This window comes from Mycobacterium cajalii (assembly GCF_045809005.2).
Lineage (GTDB): Bacteria > Actinomycetota > Actinomycetes > Mycobacteriales > Mycobacteriaceae > Mycobacterium.
Genome location: NZ_CM141436.1, coordinates 2,355,242 through 2,370,174, shown reverse-complemented (window position 1 = coordinate 2,370,174; position 14,933 = coordinate 2,355,242). Strand labels below are relative to the sequence as shown.

At 71.6% G+C, this 14,933-nt stretch carries 14 protein-coding genes; 1 reads left to right on the top strand and 13 read right to left on the bottom strand.

The window, feature by feature from the left end; translation table 11 throughout:
• Positions 1–2: 2 nt before the first annotated feature.
• The 4 genes from ACJ512_RS11400 to ACJ512_RS11385 form a co-directional block, all read right to left on the bottom strand.
• Complete coding sequence (locus tag ACJ512_RS11400) at positions 3–2,834, bottom strand: aminotransferase class I/II-fold pyridoxal phosphate-dependent enzyme (protein WP_407688439.1); 2,832 nt, start codon at positions 2,832–2,834, stop codon at positions 3–5.
• Positions 2,835–2,915: 81 nt separating this feature from the next.
• The gene (gene nusB, locus ACJ512_RS11395) at positions 2,916–3,407 is read right to left on the bottom strand and encodes a transcription antitermination factor NusB (RefSeq protein ID WP_407688438.1); all 492 of its coding nucleotides are present in this window, start codon (positions 3,405–3,407) and stop codon (positions 2,916–2,918) included.
• A complete protein-coding gene (gene efp, locus ACJ512_RS11390) occupies positions 3,404–3,967 on the bottom strand; it encodes an elongation factor P (RefSeq protein ID WP_407688437.1) in 564 nt (187 codons plus the stop codon). Before efp ends, nusB begins: the two co-directional genes overlap by 4 nt.
• A 14-nt stretch (positions 3,968–3,981) precedes the next feature.
• Positions 3,982–5,088: a M24 family metallopeptidase gene (locus tag ACJ512_RS11385; protein WP_407688436.1), complete on the bottom strand. Its 1,107-nt coding sequence runs from the start codon at positions 5,086–5,088 to the stop codon at positions 3,982–3,984.
• A 33-nt stretch (positions 5,089–5,121) separates the two neighbouring features.
• On the opposite strand from ACJ512_RS11385, the gene ACJ512_RS11380 reads away from it, so the two are divergent.
• The gene (locus ACJ512_RS11380) at positions 5,122–5,874 is read left to right on the top strand and encodes a B-4DMT family transporter (RefSeq protein WP_407688435.1); all 753 of its coding nucleotides are present in this window, start codon (positions 5,122–5,124) and stop codon (positions 5,872–5,874) included.
• 15 nt (positions 5,875–5,889) lie between these two features.
• On the opposite strand, the gene aroQ is transcribed toward ACJ512_RS11380, so the two are convergent.
• The 9 genes from aroQ to alaS form a co-directional block, all read right to left on the bottom strand.
• A complete protein-coding gene (aroQ, locus tag ACJ512_RS11375; RefSeq protein ID WP_407688434.1) occupies positions 5,890–6,333 on the bottom strand; it encodes a type II 3-dehydroquinate dehydratase in 444 nt (147 codons plus the stop codon).
• On the bottom strand, positions 6,321–7,409 hold the full coding sequence (aroB, locus tag ACJ512_RS11370) for a 3-dehydroquinate synthase (RefSeq protein ID WP_407688433.1): 1,089 nt from the start codon (positions 7,407–7,409) through the stop codon (positions 6,321–6,323). The genes aroQ and aroB overlap by 13 nt, the downstream gene beginning before the upstream one ends.
• Positions 7,406–7,936 carry a shikimate kinase gene (locus ACJ512_RS11365; RefSeq protein ID WP_407688432.1) on the bottom strand — a complete coding sequence of 177 codons (531 nt, stop codon included), beginning with the start codon at positions 7,934–7,936 and terminating at the stop codon, positions 7,406–7,408. Before ACJ512_RS11365 ends, aroB begins: the two co-directional genes overlap by 4 nt.
• Positions 7,936–9,141: a chorismate synthase gene (gene aroC, locus ACJ512_RS11360; protein ID WP_407688431.1), complete on the bottom strand. Its 1,206-nt coding sequence runs from the start codon at positions 9,139–9,141 to the stop codon at positions 7,936–7,938. Before aroC ends, ACJ512_RS11365 begins: the two co-directional genes overlap by 1 nt.
• A gap of 113 nt (positions 9,142–9,254) precedes the next feature.
• Entirely contained in the window at positions 9,255–9,662 is a 408-nt protein-coding gene (locus tag ACJ512_RS11355) for an A24 family peptidase (protein ID WP_407688430.1), read from the bottom strand.
• 10 nt (positions 9,663–9,672) lie between these two features.
• On the bottom strand, positions 9,673–10,482 hold the full coding sequence (locus ACJ512_RS11350; RefSeq protein WP_407688429.1) for a shikimate dehydrogenase: 810 nt from the start codon (positions 10,480–10,482) through the stop codon (positions 9,673–9,675).
• A complete protein-coding gene (locus tag ACJ512_RS11345) occupies positions 10,460–11,692 on the bottom strand; it encodes an endolytic transglycosylase MltG (RefSeq protein WP_407688428.1) in 1,233 nt (410 codons plus the stop codon). The genes ACJ512_RS11350 and ACJ512_RS11345 overlap by 23 nt, the downstream gene beginning before the upstream one ends.
• Positions 11,685–12,200, bottom strand: coding sequence for a Holliday junction resolvase RuvX (ruvX, locus tag ACJ512_RS11340; protein WP_407688427.1), 516 nt, complete (start codon positions 12,198–12,200; stop codon positions 11,685–11,687). The genes ACJ512_RS11345 and ruvX overlap by 8 nt, the downstream gene beginning before the upstream one ends.
• The gene (gene alaS, locus ACJ512_RS11335; RefSeq protein WP_407688426.1) at positions 12,201–14,915 is read right to left on the bottom strand and encodes an alanine--tRNA ligase; all 2,715 of its coding nucleotides are present in this window, start codon (positions 14,913–14,915) and stop codon (positions 12,201–12,203) included. It abuts the gene before it with no gap.
• Positions 14,916–14,933 lie beyond the last annotated feature (18 nt).

The following is a 14,933-nucleotide window of genomic DNA, read 5'->3' as shown; positions in this document are numbered from 1 at the left end:
GCTCAGGCCTCGTCGGCGACCGTCCGCACCGCGCCGTCGCCGTTGCTCCGGGCGTCGGCGGGCAGCGCGAAGACCGGCAACGCGGAACCCACCGCGGCCGTCGCCGCGTTGCGCTGGGCCTCCATGCGTGCCAGTGCCGCCTCGGTGTACACCGACAGCCCGAGCTCGGGGTTGTAGCCGTGGATCTCCTTGACGTCGAGCTGGGCGAGGAAGTAGACGATCTCCTTGGACACCACCTGGCCGGGCACCAGCACCGGGAATCCCGGCGGGTAGGGCACCACGAACGTCGTCGACACCAGCGTCCTGCCCTCGGCGAGCCGCCGACCGGCCATCCCGATCAGCACGTGCTCGCGGTCGGACTCCTCGTAGCCGGCGTAGAAGGCCGACCGCATGTCGCCGAACGAGCACGCGTCCACGGGGCGGAACGCGATGTCGAACTCGCTGAAGTCGGGCAGGTGCGGCAGGTCCTCGGTGATCTCCTCGACGCGGCGCGCCTGCAGGGCGCGGTCGTCCTTGCCCCGCTCGAGCTGCCGGCGATCCAGATCGGTGGCGATGCGGTGCAGCACGTCGAGCAGGTAGTGCACGCTCGACCAGGTGACGCCGATGGTGAAGATCAGCAGCACGCTGTTGATCGAGGTCTTGTTGATCTGGATACCGAACCGCTTCATCAGGATCTTCTCGCGGAAGTCGTACCCGTTCATCCCGGTCCGGCCGACGAACAGGGTGACCCGCGTCGGGTCCAGCACGAACTGATCCGACCGCCACGCCTCGTTCCACTCGGCCAGCGCCCCCTGCCGGACCTGCCGGTAGGAGCTGACCGTCGAGGCGCGGAACTCGTCGGGCACCAGGTCGGACTCGTCGAGGATGCGGAACCAGCGGCTGATCAGCGCGTCCTTGCGGACCCGGTGGCGAAAGACCAGTGCCATGTTGTAGACGTGGCGGACCAGCTCGAAGCCCTCGATGTCGACCTGCCGGCGGGCCAGGTCCAGCGACGCGAGCAGTTGCTGGTTCGGCGAGGTGGAGGTGTGGGTGAGGAACGCCTCGTCGAAGGCATCGCGGGTCAGCGCCTTGAAGTCCTGGTCGCGCACGTGGATCATCGACGCCTGCCGGAACGCCGACAGCGACTTGTGCGTGGAGTGCGTCGCATAGACCCGCACCCGGGCGCGGGCGGGGTCGGGCAGCAGCCGTCGGCTCACCCACTCCGACCGGTCCACGCCGTCCATCTCCGCACTCCACTGCCGGTACTCGGCCGCGTATTCCGGGGACGCCAGCATCTGCTCGAGGCGCTCGGCCGAGATCATCGCGGTGCGCTGCCGGGCCCACGGCACCGCGGTGGCGAACGCGTACCACGCCTCGTCCCACAGGAAGCAGATGTCGGGCTTGATCGCCAGCACCTCCTCCATCACCCGGCGGGGGTTGTAGACGACGCCGTCGAAGGTGCAGTTGGTCAGCAGCAGCATGCGCACCCGGTGCAACTGCCCGGCGGCCTCCAGGTCCAGCAGCGTCTTCTTGATGGTGTGCAGCGACACGGCCCCGTAGATCGCGTACTGCGGCAGCGGATACGCGTCCAGGTACAGCGGGTAGGCCCCGGCCAGGACCAGGCCGTAGTGGTGGGACTTGTGGCAGTTGCGGTCGATGAGCACGATGTCGCCCGGCCGGGTCAGGGCCTGCACGACGATCTTGTTGGCCGTCGACGTCCCGTTGGTGCTGAAGTAGGTGCGATTCGAGTTCCAGGTCACCGCGGCCTTGTCCATCGCCGCCTTGATGTTGCCGTGCGGGTCCAGCAACGAGTCCAAACCGCCCGACGTCGAGGACGTCTCGGCCATGAAGATGTTGCGGCCGTAGAACTCGCCCATGTCCTGCAGCGACTTGGAGTTGAAGATGCTGGCACCCCGCGCCACCGGCAGCGCGTGGAACTGGCCGACCGGCGCGGCGGCGTACGCCCGCAGGGCGTCGAAAAACGGTGTGGCGAAACGGTTCCGCAAACCCGCGAGCACCGTGCTGTGCAGGTCGGTGACGTCGTTGAGCCGGTAGAACGCGCGGTCGTAGACGTCGGGTTCGTCCTCGGTCTCCGCGGCGATCGACTCGTCGGTGAGCAGGTACAGGTCGATGTGCGGCCGCAGCTCACGGATCCATTCGGCGCACTCGATCCAGGCGTGGGTTTCGGTGGTCATCGGGTTGTCCCCGTCACCACCGAGCAGCGTGGTCATCAGCGGCACCCGGTCGCGGGACCGCAGCGGCAGGTCGTCGCGGATGACCGCCGCCTGGATCTCGCCGTTGAGCGCGACCGCGGTGATCGCGTCCTCGATGCTGGCCACCACCAGCAGCTCGTACTGGATCTCGTCGGAGGAGTGGCGCAGCGCCCGCAAGCACTCGGCCAGGCTGTCGGGAGCCGTCATCGGGGCATCGTCGGCGAGCAGCACGGTGTAGAACTGCTGCTGTTTGGCCTGGGCCACCAGCTCCTGCTCGGCCAGCGACGCCGCGGTGTCGAAAAGCCCTGCGCGGTCGCCGTATTCGGACAGCAGCCGCACCGCCAGCGACACCTCCTCGGCGAGCCGCACCGTCGAGAGCACCTCCAGGTGGGCGCGGAAGGTCGCCAGGTTCGCCGCACCCGGGTACAGCCAGTACCGCTCGTAGGCGGCCAGCCGGTCCATCAGCCGCCGCACCTTGGCCACGTCGTGGTGGATGTCTTGTTTGCTCAGGTCGACCTCGGCCAGGTGGCGGCACGCGTCGTCGAGCAGGTTCCACGTGTCCAGCCGGGTGTACGACGGGTTCGCCACCGCCGCCAGCGCGGACACGTGCAGTCGTCGCGGCCGGCCCCTGTGTCGACTCATAACCTCACCTGTCCTTTGGTGCGGATAGTTATTGTTCCCCGCCGGCCCCGCCCAGCACCACGACGTCGTTCTCCGGTCGGCTCACGAATCGGGCCCCGGGTTGCGGACCGCCTCGGCGGCGGCCCGGATCTGCGGCGTCACCAGCATCACGTGACCGAGCACCCCGTTGAGGAAGCCGGGCGACTCGTCGGTGGACAGCTCCTTGGCCAGCTGCACGGCCTCGTCCACGGCGACCGGCGCCGGCACGTCGTCGGCACAGAGCAGCTCCCACACCGACACCCGCAGGATCGCCCGGTCCACCGCGGGCAGCCGGTCCAGCGTCCAGCCCTGCAGGTGCGCACTGATCAGGTCGTCGATGTGCGCGCTGTTCTCGCCGACGCCGCGCGCCACCGTCACCGTGTAGGGGTGCAGCGGCTTCACGTCGGGCTGGGACTCGGCCAGCGCGGTCCGCACGTCGACGAGCTCCCCGGGGGTCATCCCGCGCGCCTCGGCCTCGAACAGCAGGTCGACGGCGCGTTTGCGGGCGTGATGGCGTCCTTTGACGGGACGCGCGGGGCGCGCGGGTCTGCTCACGCGTTGACGCGCCCCAGGTAGCTGCCGTCGCGCGAATCGACCTTCAGCTTGTCGCCGGTGTTGATGAACAGCGGCACCTGGATCTCGGCCCCGGTTTCCAGCGTGGCCGGCTTGGTGCCGGCGCTGGAGCGGTCGCCCTGCAGGCCCGGCTCGGTGTGGGTGACCTCGAGTTCGACGGTCACCGGCAGCTCGAGGTACAGCGCCGCCCCGTTGTGGAATGCGATCTGCACCGGCATGCCCTCGAGCAGGAAATTGGCCGCGGCGCCGACCAGCGACTCCGGCAGCGGGTGCTGCTCGTAGTCCTGGCTGTCCATGAACACGAAATCCGAGCCGTCGCGGTACAGGTAGGTGGTGTCGCGCCGGTCGACGGTCGCGGTCTCCACCTTCACCCCGGCGTTGTAGGTCTTGTCGACGACCTTGCCGGAGACCACGTTCTTGAGCTTGGTGCGCACGAAGGCCGGCCCCTTGCCGGGTTTGACGTGCTGGAACTCGACGATCTGCCACAGCTGGCCGTCGATCACCAGCACCAGTCCGTTCTTGAAGTCGGCGGTCGATGCCACGGTCGGTGTATCTCCTAGAGGATGGTCAGTTCCTTGGGGAACTGGGTCAGCAATTCCGGGCCGTGCCCGGCGGTCTCGTCAGGGACGACCAACGTGTCCTCGATGCGGACACCGCCGCGGCCGGGTAAATAGACGCCGGGCTCCACGGTCACCACGGAGCCCGCCAGTAGTGTACCGGCGGAGGTGGCGCCGATCCCCGGCGCTTCGTGGATCTGCAGGCCGACCCCGTGACCCAGTCCGTGGCCGAACTGCTCGCCGAAGCCGGCGTCGACGATCAGCTTGCGGGCCGCGCCGTCCACGTCGCGCAGCGCGGCGCCGGGCACCAGCGCCTCCCGGCCGGCCCGCTGCGCGTCGGCGACCAGCCGATAGATCTCCAGCTGCCAGTCGGCAGCCTTGCCCAGCACGAAGGTGCGGGTCATGTCGGAGTGATATCCGGCGACCAGCGCGCCGAAGTCGATCTTGACGAAATCGCCGTCGGCGAGCTCCGCGTCGGTCGGGCGGTGGTGCGGGATCGCCGAGTTGGCGCCGGCCGCCACGATCGTCTCGAACGAGATCGCGTCGGCGCCGTGGTCGAGCATCAGCGCTTCCAGCTCGCGGCTGACCTCGCGCTCGGTTCGCCCGGGCCGCAGGCCGCCGCGCTGCACCAGGTCGGTCAGCGCGGCGTCGGCCGCCTCGCAGGCCAGCCGCAGCAACGCCACCTCGCCCTCGTCCTTGATCTCGCGCAGCGCCTCCACGGTTCCCGCGGCCCGCACCAGCTCGGTGGCCGCCTTACGTTCCTGCAGCTCGGCGGTCAGCGCGTCGAAGCCGTCGACCGTGACGACGTTGCTTTCGAAGCCCAGCTTGCCCACCCCGGCGTCGGCGGCTCGTCCGACCAGGTGGCGGCCGACGGCCCGCTCGATGGCGACCTCGATCCCGGCCGCCTGCTCGGCGGCCTGGGTGCGGTAGCGGCCGTCGGTGGCCAGCACGGGCCCGCGATCGTCGGCGAACACGAGCAACGCGCCGTTGGACCCGGTGAATCCGGAGAGATAGCGGACGTTGATCAGGTCCGTGACCAGCATGGCTTCCAGCCCGCCGGCGGCGATTTGCGCCTTCAAGTTGTCTCGACGCTGCGAATGTGTCACGCCCCTTGACGGTACTCGCTACGCTGAGGGCCCATGACTAACTGGATGCTGCGTGGACTGGTGTTCGCCGGGGTGATGGTCGTCGTCCGCCTGATTCAGGGGACGATCGTCAACGCCTGGCCGACGCAGGCCGGGCTGGTCAGCATCGTGCTGCTGCTCCTGTTCACCGCCGCCGCGTTCGTGTGGGGCGTACTCGACGGCCGCGCCGACGCCACGGCCAACCCCGACCCGGACCGGCGCCGGGACCTGGCGATGACCTGGCTGCTGGCCGGCCTGGTGGCCGGCGTCCTCAGCGGCGCGGTGTCCTGGGTCATCGCGCTGGTCTACAAGGGCCTCTACACCGGGGGCCTGATCAACGAGCTGACGACGTTCGCGGCGTTCACCGCGCTCATCGCGTTCCTGGCGGCGATCGTCGGTGCGACGGTCGGCCGCTGGCGGGTGGACCGCAATCCGCCGCCGCGCGGGGCGGGCACCGACGGGGAGCGGGCCGACACCGACGTGTTCTCCGCGGTGCGCGGCGACGACACCCCCACCGGGGAGATGGCCGTGCCGGCGGCCGCGGCAGCCGCGGCCGCGCCGGCTGCGGTGGCCACCGCCGAGCGCGAGGCCCCCACCGAGACGCTCCCGACGAGCACCTGGGGCGGCACCACCGAGGCCACGCCCGCGGCCGCGGACGACGCGAAGACCGAGGTGATCAAGCCGGTCCCCGCCGCGGAGGCCATCGAGGCGACCGAGGCGACCGAGGCGGCCTCCGAGCCGCCGTCCGAGGAGCCGGACCGCGGCTGAGCCGGGCCGGCCGGCTCAGTCCCGCTGCGCGCCGGCCAAGAAGCGCAGGGCCAGCAGGTAACCCTGCACGCCCAGGCCCACGATCACCCCGGTCGCGACCGGGCTGAGGTAGGAGTGGCGCCGGAACTCCTCGCGCGCGTGCACATTCGAGATGTGCACCTCGATCAGCGGGGCCCGCAGCTCGGCACATGCATCGCGCAGCGCGACCGACGTGTGGGTGAGGCCGCCGGCGTTGAGAATCACCGGCTCCCCCGCATCGGCCGCCGCGTGAATCCACTCCAGCAGGTCGGCTTCGCTGTCGCTTTGCCGCACCACGGCGGTCAGCCCCAGCGCGGCGGCCTCGGCCTCGACCAGCGCGGCCAGCTCGTCGTGCGTGGTGTGTCCGTACACGCCGGGCTCGCGCCGGCCCAGCCGGCCCAGGTTCGGGCCGTTGAGGACGTTGACGATCACGGGGCGCACACTCCCGCGTAGGCGGCCGCCAGCAGCGCGGGATCCGGCCCCTCCAGCCGGCCGGGTTCGGCCAGCCCGTCGAGCACGACGAACCGCAGCACCCCGGCCCGGGTTTTCTTGTCCCCGGCCATGTATTCGAGCAACTCCGGCAGCGCGTCGGCGTCGTAGCCGACCGGCAGGCCCAGCGACGTCAGGACGGCCCGGTGCCGGTCGGCGGTGGCGTCGTCCAGCCGCCCGGTCAGCCGGCCCAGTTCGGCGGCGAACACCAGGCCGACCGACACCGCTGCGCCGTGCCGCCACCGGTAGCGCTCGCGGCGCTCGATGGCATGGCCCAGGGTGTGGCCGTAGTTCAGGATCTCGCGCAGCTCCGACTCCTTCTCGTCGGCGGCCACGACCTGCGCCTTCACCGCGATCGCGCGGCGCACCAGCTCCGGCAGCACCCCACCGGCCGGGTCCAGGGCGGCCTGCGGGTCGGCCTCGATGAGGTCCAGGATCACCGGGTCGGCGATAAACCCCGCCTTGACGACCTCGGCCATCCCGGAGACCAGCTCGTTGCGCGGCAGCGTTTCGAGGGTCGCCAGGTCGACCAGCACGGCCAGCGGCTGGTGGAACGCGCCGACCAGGTTCTTGCCCGCCTCGGTGTTGATGCCGGTCTTGCCGCCGACGGCGGCGTCCACCATGCCGAGCAGGCTGGTGGGCATGTGCACGATCGACACGCCGCGCAGCCAGGTGGCCGCCGCGAAGCCGGCGACGTCGGTGGCCGCGCCGCCGCCCAGGCTGACCAGGGCGTCCTTGCGGTCGATGCCGATGCGGCCCAGCACCTCCCAGATGAAGCCCACGACGGGCAGGTCCTTGCCGGCTTCGGCGTCGGGGATTTCGATGCGGTGCGCGTCGACGCCGTGGCCGGCCAGCCGGGCGCGGATCTCCTCGGCGCCGGCCGCCAGCACCGGCTGGTGCAGGATCGCGACGCGGTGCCGGCCGGACAGCAGCCCGTCCAGCTCGGCTCCCAGATCGGTGCCGATGATCACCGGGTAGGGCGGATCGACGGCCACCTCGATGGTGACCGGCGCGATGGTTCCGGTCACGTGGCCGCCCCGCTGGGCTCGGTTTCCTGCAGCCGCGCCACGATGTGGCGGACCACCGCCCCGGGGTTGCGGCGGTTGGTGTCCACCCGGATCGTCGCGACGCGCCGGTACAGCGGGATGCGCTGGGCCATCAGGTCGCGGTATCTCTCGGCGCGGTCGGGGCCGGCCAGCAGGGGCCGCGCGGTGGAGCCGGCGGTGCGCCGTACCCCTTCCCTGGCGCTGATCTCCAGGTAGACGACGGTGTGGCCGGCCAGCGCCTCGCGCACCCCGGGGCTGGTGACCGCGCCCCCGCCGAGTGAGACGACCCCGTCGTGGTCGGCCAGCGCCGCGCGCACCACGTCCTCCTCGATGCGCCGGAACTCCGGCTCGCCGTCGGTGGCGAAGATGTCGGCGATGCTGCGGCCCGTCCGCCGCTCGATCGCCGCGTCGGTGTCGAGCAGTTCTACGTCGAGCGCCCTGGCCAGCCGCCGCCCGATCGTGGACTTGCCGGAGCCGGGCAGCCCCACGAGCACCGCCTTGGGCGCCATTACGCGGTCCCCCGGGCCGCCGGCGCCTCCCGGTCGGCGACGGCCCGGCGGTAGGAGTCGATGTTGCGGCGGGTCTCGGTCAGCGAGTCGCCGCCGAACTTCTGCAGCGCCGCGCGGGCCAGCACCAGCGCCACCATGGTCTCGGCCACCACCCCGGCGGCCGGCACGGCGCACACGTCGGAGCGCTGGTGGATGGCGACGGCCTCGTCGCCGGTGGCCATGTCGACCGTCGCCAGCGCCCGCGGCACCGTGGAGATGGGTTTCATCGCGGCGCGCACCCGCAGCGGCTGGCCGTTGGTCATGCCGCCCTCGAGCCCGCCGGCGCGGTTGGTCGACCGGACGACGCCGTCGGGCCCGGGGTACATCTCGTCGTGGGCGCGGCTGCCTCGGCGCCGCGCGGTCGCAAAGCCGTCGCCGATCTCGACGCCCTTGATCGCCTGGATGCCCATGACGGCGGCGGCCAGCTGCCCGTCGAGCCGGTTGTCGCCGCTGGTGAACGAGCCCAGCCCGACCGGCAGGCCCAACGCCACGACCTCGACCACGCCGCCGAGGGTGTCGCCGTCCTTCTTGGCGGCCTCGATCTCGGCGATCATCGACTCCTCGGCGGCCTTGTCGTAGGCGCGGACCGGACTCGCGTCGATCGCGGGCAGGTCCTCGGCGCGCGGCGGCGGGCCGTCGTAGGGTTCCGACGGCCCGATCGCGACGACGTGGGACAGCACCTCGACGCCCATCGCCTGGCGCAGGAACGACCGGGCGATGGTCCCGGCCGCGACGCGGGCGGCGGTCTCGCGGGCGCTGGCCCGCTCCAGCACCGGCCGGGCGTCGTCGAAGCCGTACTTGAGCATGCCCGCGTAGTCGGCGTGGCCGGGCCGCGGCCGGGTCAGCGGCGCGTTGCGCGCCGAGGTCTCCAGCTCGGCGGCGTCGACCGGGTCGGTCGCCATCACGGTTTCCCATTTCGGCCATTCGGTGTTGCCGATCTCGACGGCAATGGGCCCGCCCAGGGTGATGCCGTGGCGCACCCCGGACAGCACGGTCACCGCGTCGCGCTCGAAGGCCATGCGGGCGCCGCGGCCGTAGCCCAGGCGGCGGCGGGCGAGTTGATCGGCGATGTCGGTGGAGGTGACCTCCACGCCGGCGACCATGCCTTCGAGCACGGCCACCAGCGCACGACCGTGCGACTCCCCGGCGGTGATCCAGCGCAACACCGGACCATTCTCCCATGTGGTCCAGGCATCGCCCAAAGCGCGCCGAGCGTGAAACTGCGGCGAGAAAACGGTCGAAAAATCGCAACCACTGCACGCTCGGCGACGGCCCCGGTCTACCAGACGGCCAGGCCCACCGCCGCTGCGGTGGCCGCGCACATCGACGGGCCGTGCGGCACGGCGCGCCCGCCACGCAAGGCCGACCACAGCGCCGTCAGCAGGGGCGCGCCCGCCGCCGCCAGGAACCACACGCCGACGCCGAAGCAGCCGGTCAGCCCGCCCAGGCCCAGAGCGAGCTTGACGTCCCCGGCGCCCATCGCCGCCGGCGCGCCCAGATGCACGAGCAGGTACACCGCGACCAGGGCGGTCGCACCCGCCATCGCCGGCAGCGGGTACCCGGCAACGCCGGCGGCCGTCAGCACCACAACCGCGCCCGGCAGTGTGAGCCAGTTGGGCAGTCGTCGCTGCGCGAGGTCGTAGCCGCTGAGCGCGGCCATCCACAGCAGCGCCGCCGCGACCAACATGCCGGGCACGCTAACCCAGCGCGGCGGCCATGGCCTCGCGCGGGGCGGGCAGCCCTGTGAATTGTTCGACCTGCGCGAACGCCTGATGCAGCAGCATCTGCAGGCCGCCGATCACCCTCCCGCCCGCGGCGGCGACCGCCGCGGCCAGCGGCGTGGGCCACGGGTCGTAGACGGCGTCCAGCAGCACCGGGATCGCGGCGAAGGTGTTGGCGTGGCGCGACGCCGCGTCCGCCGGGATGGTGCTGACCAGCACTTCCGCGGCCGCCACCCGACCGGCCAGCTCGTCGCCGTCGTCCAGGCCGCAGATCCGCGTCGTGACGCCGGCACGCGCACCCAGGTCCACCAGCCGGGCCGCCTTGGCGGCGTCGCGCGCCACGACGGTGATGTCGGTGACGCCCAGCAGCGCCAGTCCCACCACGGCCGCCGGTGCGGTGCCGCCGGACCCGCACACCAGCGCCGGGCCCGACGCGGCCCCGAGCGCCCCCGCGACGCCGTCGACGTCGGTGTTGTCGGCGCGCCAGCCCGCCGGGGTGCGCACCAGGGTGTTGGCCGAACCCACCAGCGCGGCGCGCTCGGTGTGCTCGTCGGCGAACCGCAGCGCGGCAAACTTGCCGGGCATGGTCACCGACACGCCTACCCACTCGGGCCCGAACCCGCCGACCACCCCCGGCAGTTCCTCGGCGCCGCACTCGATGCGCTCGTAGGTCCAGTCGTGAAGGCCCAGCGCGCGGTAGGCGGCCAGGTGCAGTTGCGGGGACTTCGAATGGGCGATCGGCTTGCCGAGAACCCCGGCCTTTCTAGCGCGCGGAGTCGAGGACACCGTTGCGCTTAGCCAGCTCGATGTTGGCCAGATGCTGTTGATAGTCGCGGGTGAACAGGGTCGTCCCCTGGGCGTCGATGGTGACGAAGTACAACCAGTCCCCCGGCACGGGATGCTCGGCGGCTTGCAGCGCGTCGACACCGGGCGAACAGATCGCGGTGGCGGGCAGCCCCGGCGACACGTAGGTGTTCCACGGCGTCCGCTGGGCACGGTCGGCGTCGCTGGTGGCCACCTCGCGGCGGTCCAGGGGGTAGTTCACGGTGGAGTCGAACTCGAGCGTGCGGTGTTCGTGCAGGCGGTTGTAGATCACCCGCGCCACCTTCGGGAAATCCTGCGTGTTGCTCTCCTGCTGCACCAGCGAGGCCACCACCAGGATGTCGTAGGGCGAGAGGTGCAGCGACGCGGCGGTGTCGGTCAGGCCGGACTTCATGTACTCCACCGCCCCCGCGCTGATCAGGCCGGCCAGGATGTTGGCCGGCGAGGCCGCGGGGTCGACGTTGAAGGTTCCCGGCGCGATGAGGCCCTCGATGCGGCGGTGGTCGTTGCCGAGTTCGGTCACCGGTTCCATGGCCCACGGCGGCACCGCGAGCACCGCCGGCGAGCTGTTGGCCGCCGCCGCCCGCAGGTCGCCCACCGCGACGCAGCGCCGGTTGCCGTCGAGGTCCACGCAGGTGGCCTGCGAGATCAGGCTGAAGATGCCGGGGGTGACCTTGTCGGTCTTCATGTCAGTGGTGTCGTCGAGCTGACGACCCTCCGGGATGACCAGGCGGCCCACCCGGTTCTGCGGATCGGTCAGCCGCGCGACGGCGTCGGCCGCCGGGATCTCGGTGCGCATCTGGTAGTAGCCCGGCTGGATCGCGTTGATCGCGGCGTTGCCGTGCGCGGCGTTGACGAAGGCCCGGACCGTCTTGACGACGTGCTGGCTCTGCAGCGTCTCCCCGACCATCGTGGTCGAGTCGCCGGCCTGAACGTGGATGACGATGTCGCGCTTGCCGTGCCCGGTGTAGTCGTCCCCCGACCCGAACATGCTGTGCCAGAGCCTGGTGCCGGCGAACACGGCCGCCACCACCACCACGAGGGCGGCGAGTACGAACCTGCCGACCGTGCGGCGCCGGCGACGGCCGCGTTCGGCGCGCTTGCGGGCCGAACGGCTCATCCGGTGCCGGGGCGGCCCGATCGTTTCGGGCTCGGCCCGTTGGCTGTCAACCATCGGCGCCCTCGGTGGCCGGCCCGGTGCGGGCGGCGCGGCGCTGGTCGAGCCAGCTCTGCAGGATCGCCACCGCCGCCGCCTGGTCGATCACCGCCCGCTGCTCGCGGGCGCGCACCCCGGCCGCACGCAGCGAGCGCTGGGCGCTGACCGTGGTCAGGCGTTCGTCGGCGAGGCGCACCGGCGTGGGGGCGATCCGGCCGGCCAGCGTGTCGGCCAGTTCGATCGCGTCCAGCGCGGACGGGCCGGTGCGGTCGGCGAGGGTCCGCGGCAACCCGACGACCACCTCCACCGCCCCGAGTTCGGCGACGAGCCGGGCGAGCCGGCGCACGTGCCTGTCCGAGCGGTCCCGGCGCACCGTCTCCACCGGGGTCGCCAGGATGCCGTCGGGGTCGCTGGCGGCCACACCGATGCGCACGCTGCCCACGTCGACGCCGAGCCGCCGGCCCCGGCCCGGATCCTGGTCGGGATCCCCGGGCCGATCGGGCAGGCGGTGCTGGGTGGGGACCACTCAACCGACCCGCGCGATCTCGGCTATCTCCGCGCGCACCGCGTCGAGCGCCGCGTCGATGCCGCCGGGATTCTTGCCCGAGCCCTGCGCCAGGTCCGGCTTGCCGCCGCCGCGGCCGTCGACGGCCACGGCGAGGCGCTTGACCAGGTCGTTGGCGCGCACCCCGAGGTCCTGGGCGGCGGGGTTGGCGGCGACCGCGTACGGCACCGTCCCCCCGTCACCCTCGGCGATGAGCGCCACGACCGCGGGGTCGCTGCCCAGCTTGCCGCGGATGTCGCCGACCAGCGAGCGCAGGTCGGCCGCCGTCGTCCCCGCCGACATCCGCTGCGCCACCAGCCGGACGTCACCGATGCGCTCCGCACCGGCCGCGGCGTTGGCCGCGGCGGCCCGCGTGCCCGCCAGCCGGGCCCGTTCCAGTTCCTTCTCCGCGGCCTTGAGCCGGTCCACCAGGGTGGCCACCCGGGCGGGAACCTCGTCGGACGGCACCTTCAGCGACGACGCCAGCCCGGCCATCAGCGCCCGCTCCTTGGCCAGGTGCCGGAACGACTCGAGGCCGACGTAGGCCTCCACGCGGCGCACCCCGGAGCCCACCGACGATTCACCCAGGATGGTCACCGGCCCGATCTGCGCCGAGTTGTGCACGTGGGTTCCCCCGCACAGCTCCAGCGAGAACGGCCCACCGATCTCGACGACCCGGACCTCGTCGGGGTAGGCCTCGCCGAACAGCGCCAACGCGCCCATCGCCTTGGCCTTCTCGAGCCGCTCGGTGAAGGTGTGCACCGCGAAGTCGGCCTGCACCGCCTCGTTGGTCACCTCTTCGATCTGGGTGCGCTGCTCGTCGGTCAGCGACCCCTGCCAGTTGAAGTCGAACCGCAGGTACCCCGGGCGGTTCAGCGACCCGGCCTGGACGGCGTTGGGGCCCAGCACTTGTCGCAGCGCGGCGTGCACCATGTGGGTGCCCGAGTGGCCCTGGGTGGCGCCCCGGCGCCAGCCCGGGTCCACCGCCGCCACGACGGTGTCGCCCTCGACGAACTCCCCGGATTCCACGTTGACCCGGTGCACCCACAGGGTTTTCGCGATCTTCTGGACGTCGGTGACCGCGGCCCGGGCGCTCTGCCCGGCCCCGGTGCCGCTGATGGTGCCCTCGTCGGCGATCTGCCCGCCGGACTCGGCGTAGAGCGGGGTGCGATCCAGCACGAGCTCGGCCTGGTGGGCGCCGTCGCGCTCGCGGTGCGCGTCGTGCGCGACCACCGGCACCCGCTTGCCGTCGACGAAGATGCCCAGAATCCTTGCCTCCGAGGTCAACTCGGTGAAGCCGGTGAACTCGGTGGGACCGGCGTCGACCAGTTCCCGGTAGGCGCTCAGGTCGGCGTGGGCATGTTTGCGCGCGGCGGCGTCGGCCTTGGCGCGGCGGCGCTGCTCGGCCATCAGTTCGCGGAAGCCGATCTCGTCGACCCGCAGGCCGGCCTCGGCTGCCATCTCCAGCGTCAACTCGATCGGGAAGCCGTAGGTGTCGTGCAGGGTGAAGGCGTCCGAACCGGAAACCACCTCGGCGTCCTTGGCTTTGGTGGCACCCACCACCTCGTCGAACAGCCTGGAGCCCGAGACCAGGGTGCGGTTGAACGCGGTCTCCTCGGCGACGGCGATGCGCGCGATCCGGTCGAAATCGGCGACCAGCTCCGGGTAGGACGGGCCCATCGCGTCGCGCACGGTGGCCATCAGGTCGCCGACGATCGGGCCGGCGATGTCCAGCAGCCGCGCCGAGCGGATCACGCGGCGCAGCAGCCTGCGCAACACGTAGCCGCGTCCGTCGTTGCCGGGGCTCACCCCGTCACCGATCAGGATGGCCGCCGTGCGGCTGTGGTCGGCGATGACCCGGTAGCGCACGTCGTCGTCGTGGTTGCCGACGTCGTACGGGCGCGCGGCCACGGTGGCCACCTTGTCTATGACCGGCCGCAGCAGGTCGGTCTCGTAGACGTTGTGCACGCCCTGCAGGATGAACGCGACCCGCTCGACGCCCATGCCGGTGTCGATGTTCTTGCGGGGCAACGGCCCGAGAATCTCGAAGTCGGTCTTGGAAGTGCCCTGGCCGCGCTCGTTCTGCATGAACACGAGGTTCCAGATCTCGATGTAGCGGTCCTCGTTGGCGATCGGCCCGCCGCCCACGCCGAACTCCTCGCCGCGGTCGTAGTAGATCTCCGAGGACGGCCCGCACGGCCCGGGGATGCCCATCGACCAGTAGTTGTCTTCCATGCCGCGGCGCTGGATGCGGTCGACCGGCAGCCCGGCGATCTCCTGCCACAGCCGCACGGCCTCGTCGTCATCGAAATAGACTGTCGTCCAGATCCTTTCGGGATCCAGGCCGTAGCCGCCCGCGTCGACGCCGGCGGTCAGCAGGCTCCACGCCAGTTCGATGGCCTCGCGCTTGAAGTAGTCGCCGAACGAGAAGTTCCCGGCCATCTGGAAGAACGTGTTGTGCCGGGTGGTGATCCCGACCTCATCGATATCGGGTGTGCGGATGCACTTCTGGATGCTGGTGGCCTTCGAGTAGGGCGGCGTGCGCTGCCCCAGGAAGAACGGCACGAACTGGACCATGCCGGCGTTGACGAACAGCAGGTTGGGGTCCTCGAGGATCACCGACGCACTCGGCACCTCGGTGTGACCCGCCTTCACGAAATGATCGAGGAACCTCTTCCTGATCTCGTGTGTCTGCACTGGTGTTCCGTTCTTCCT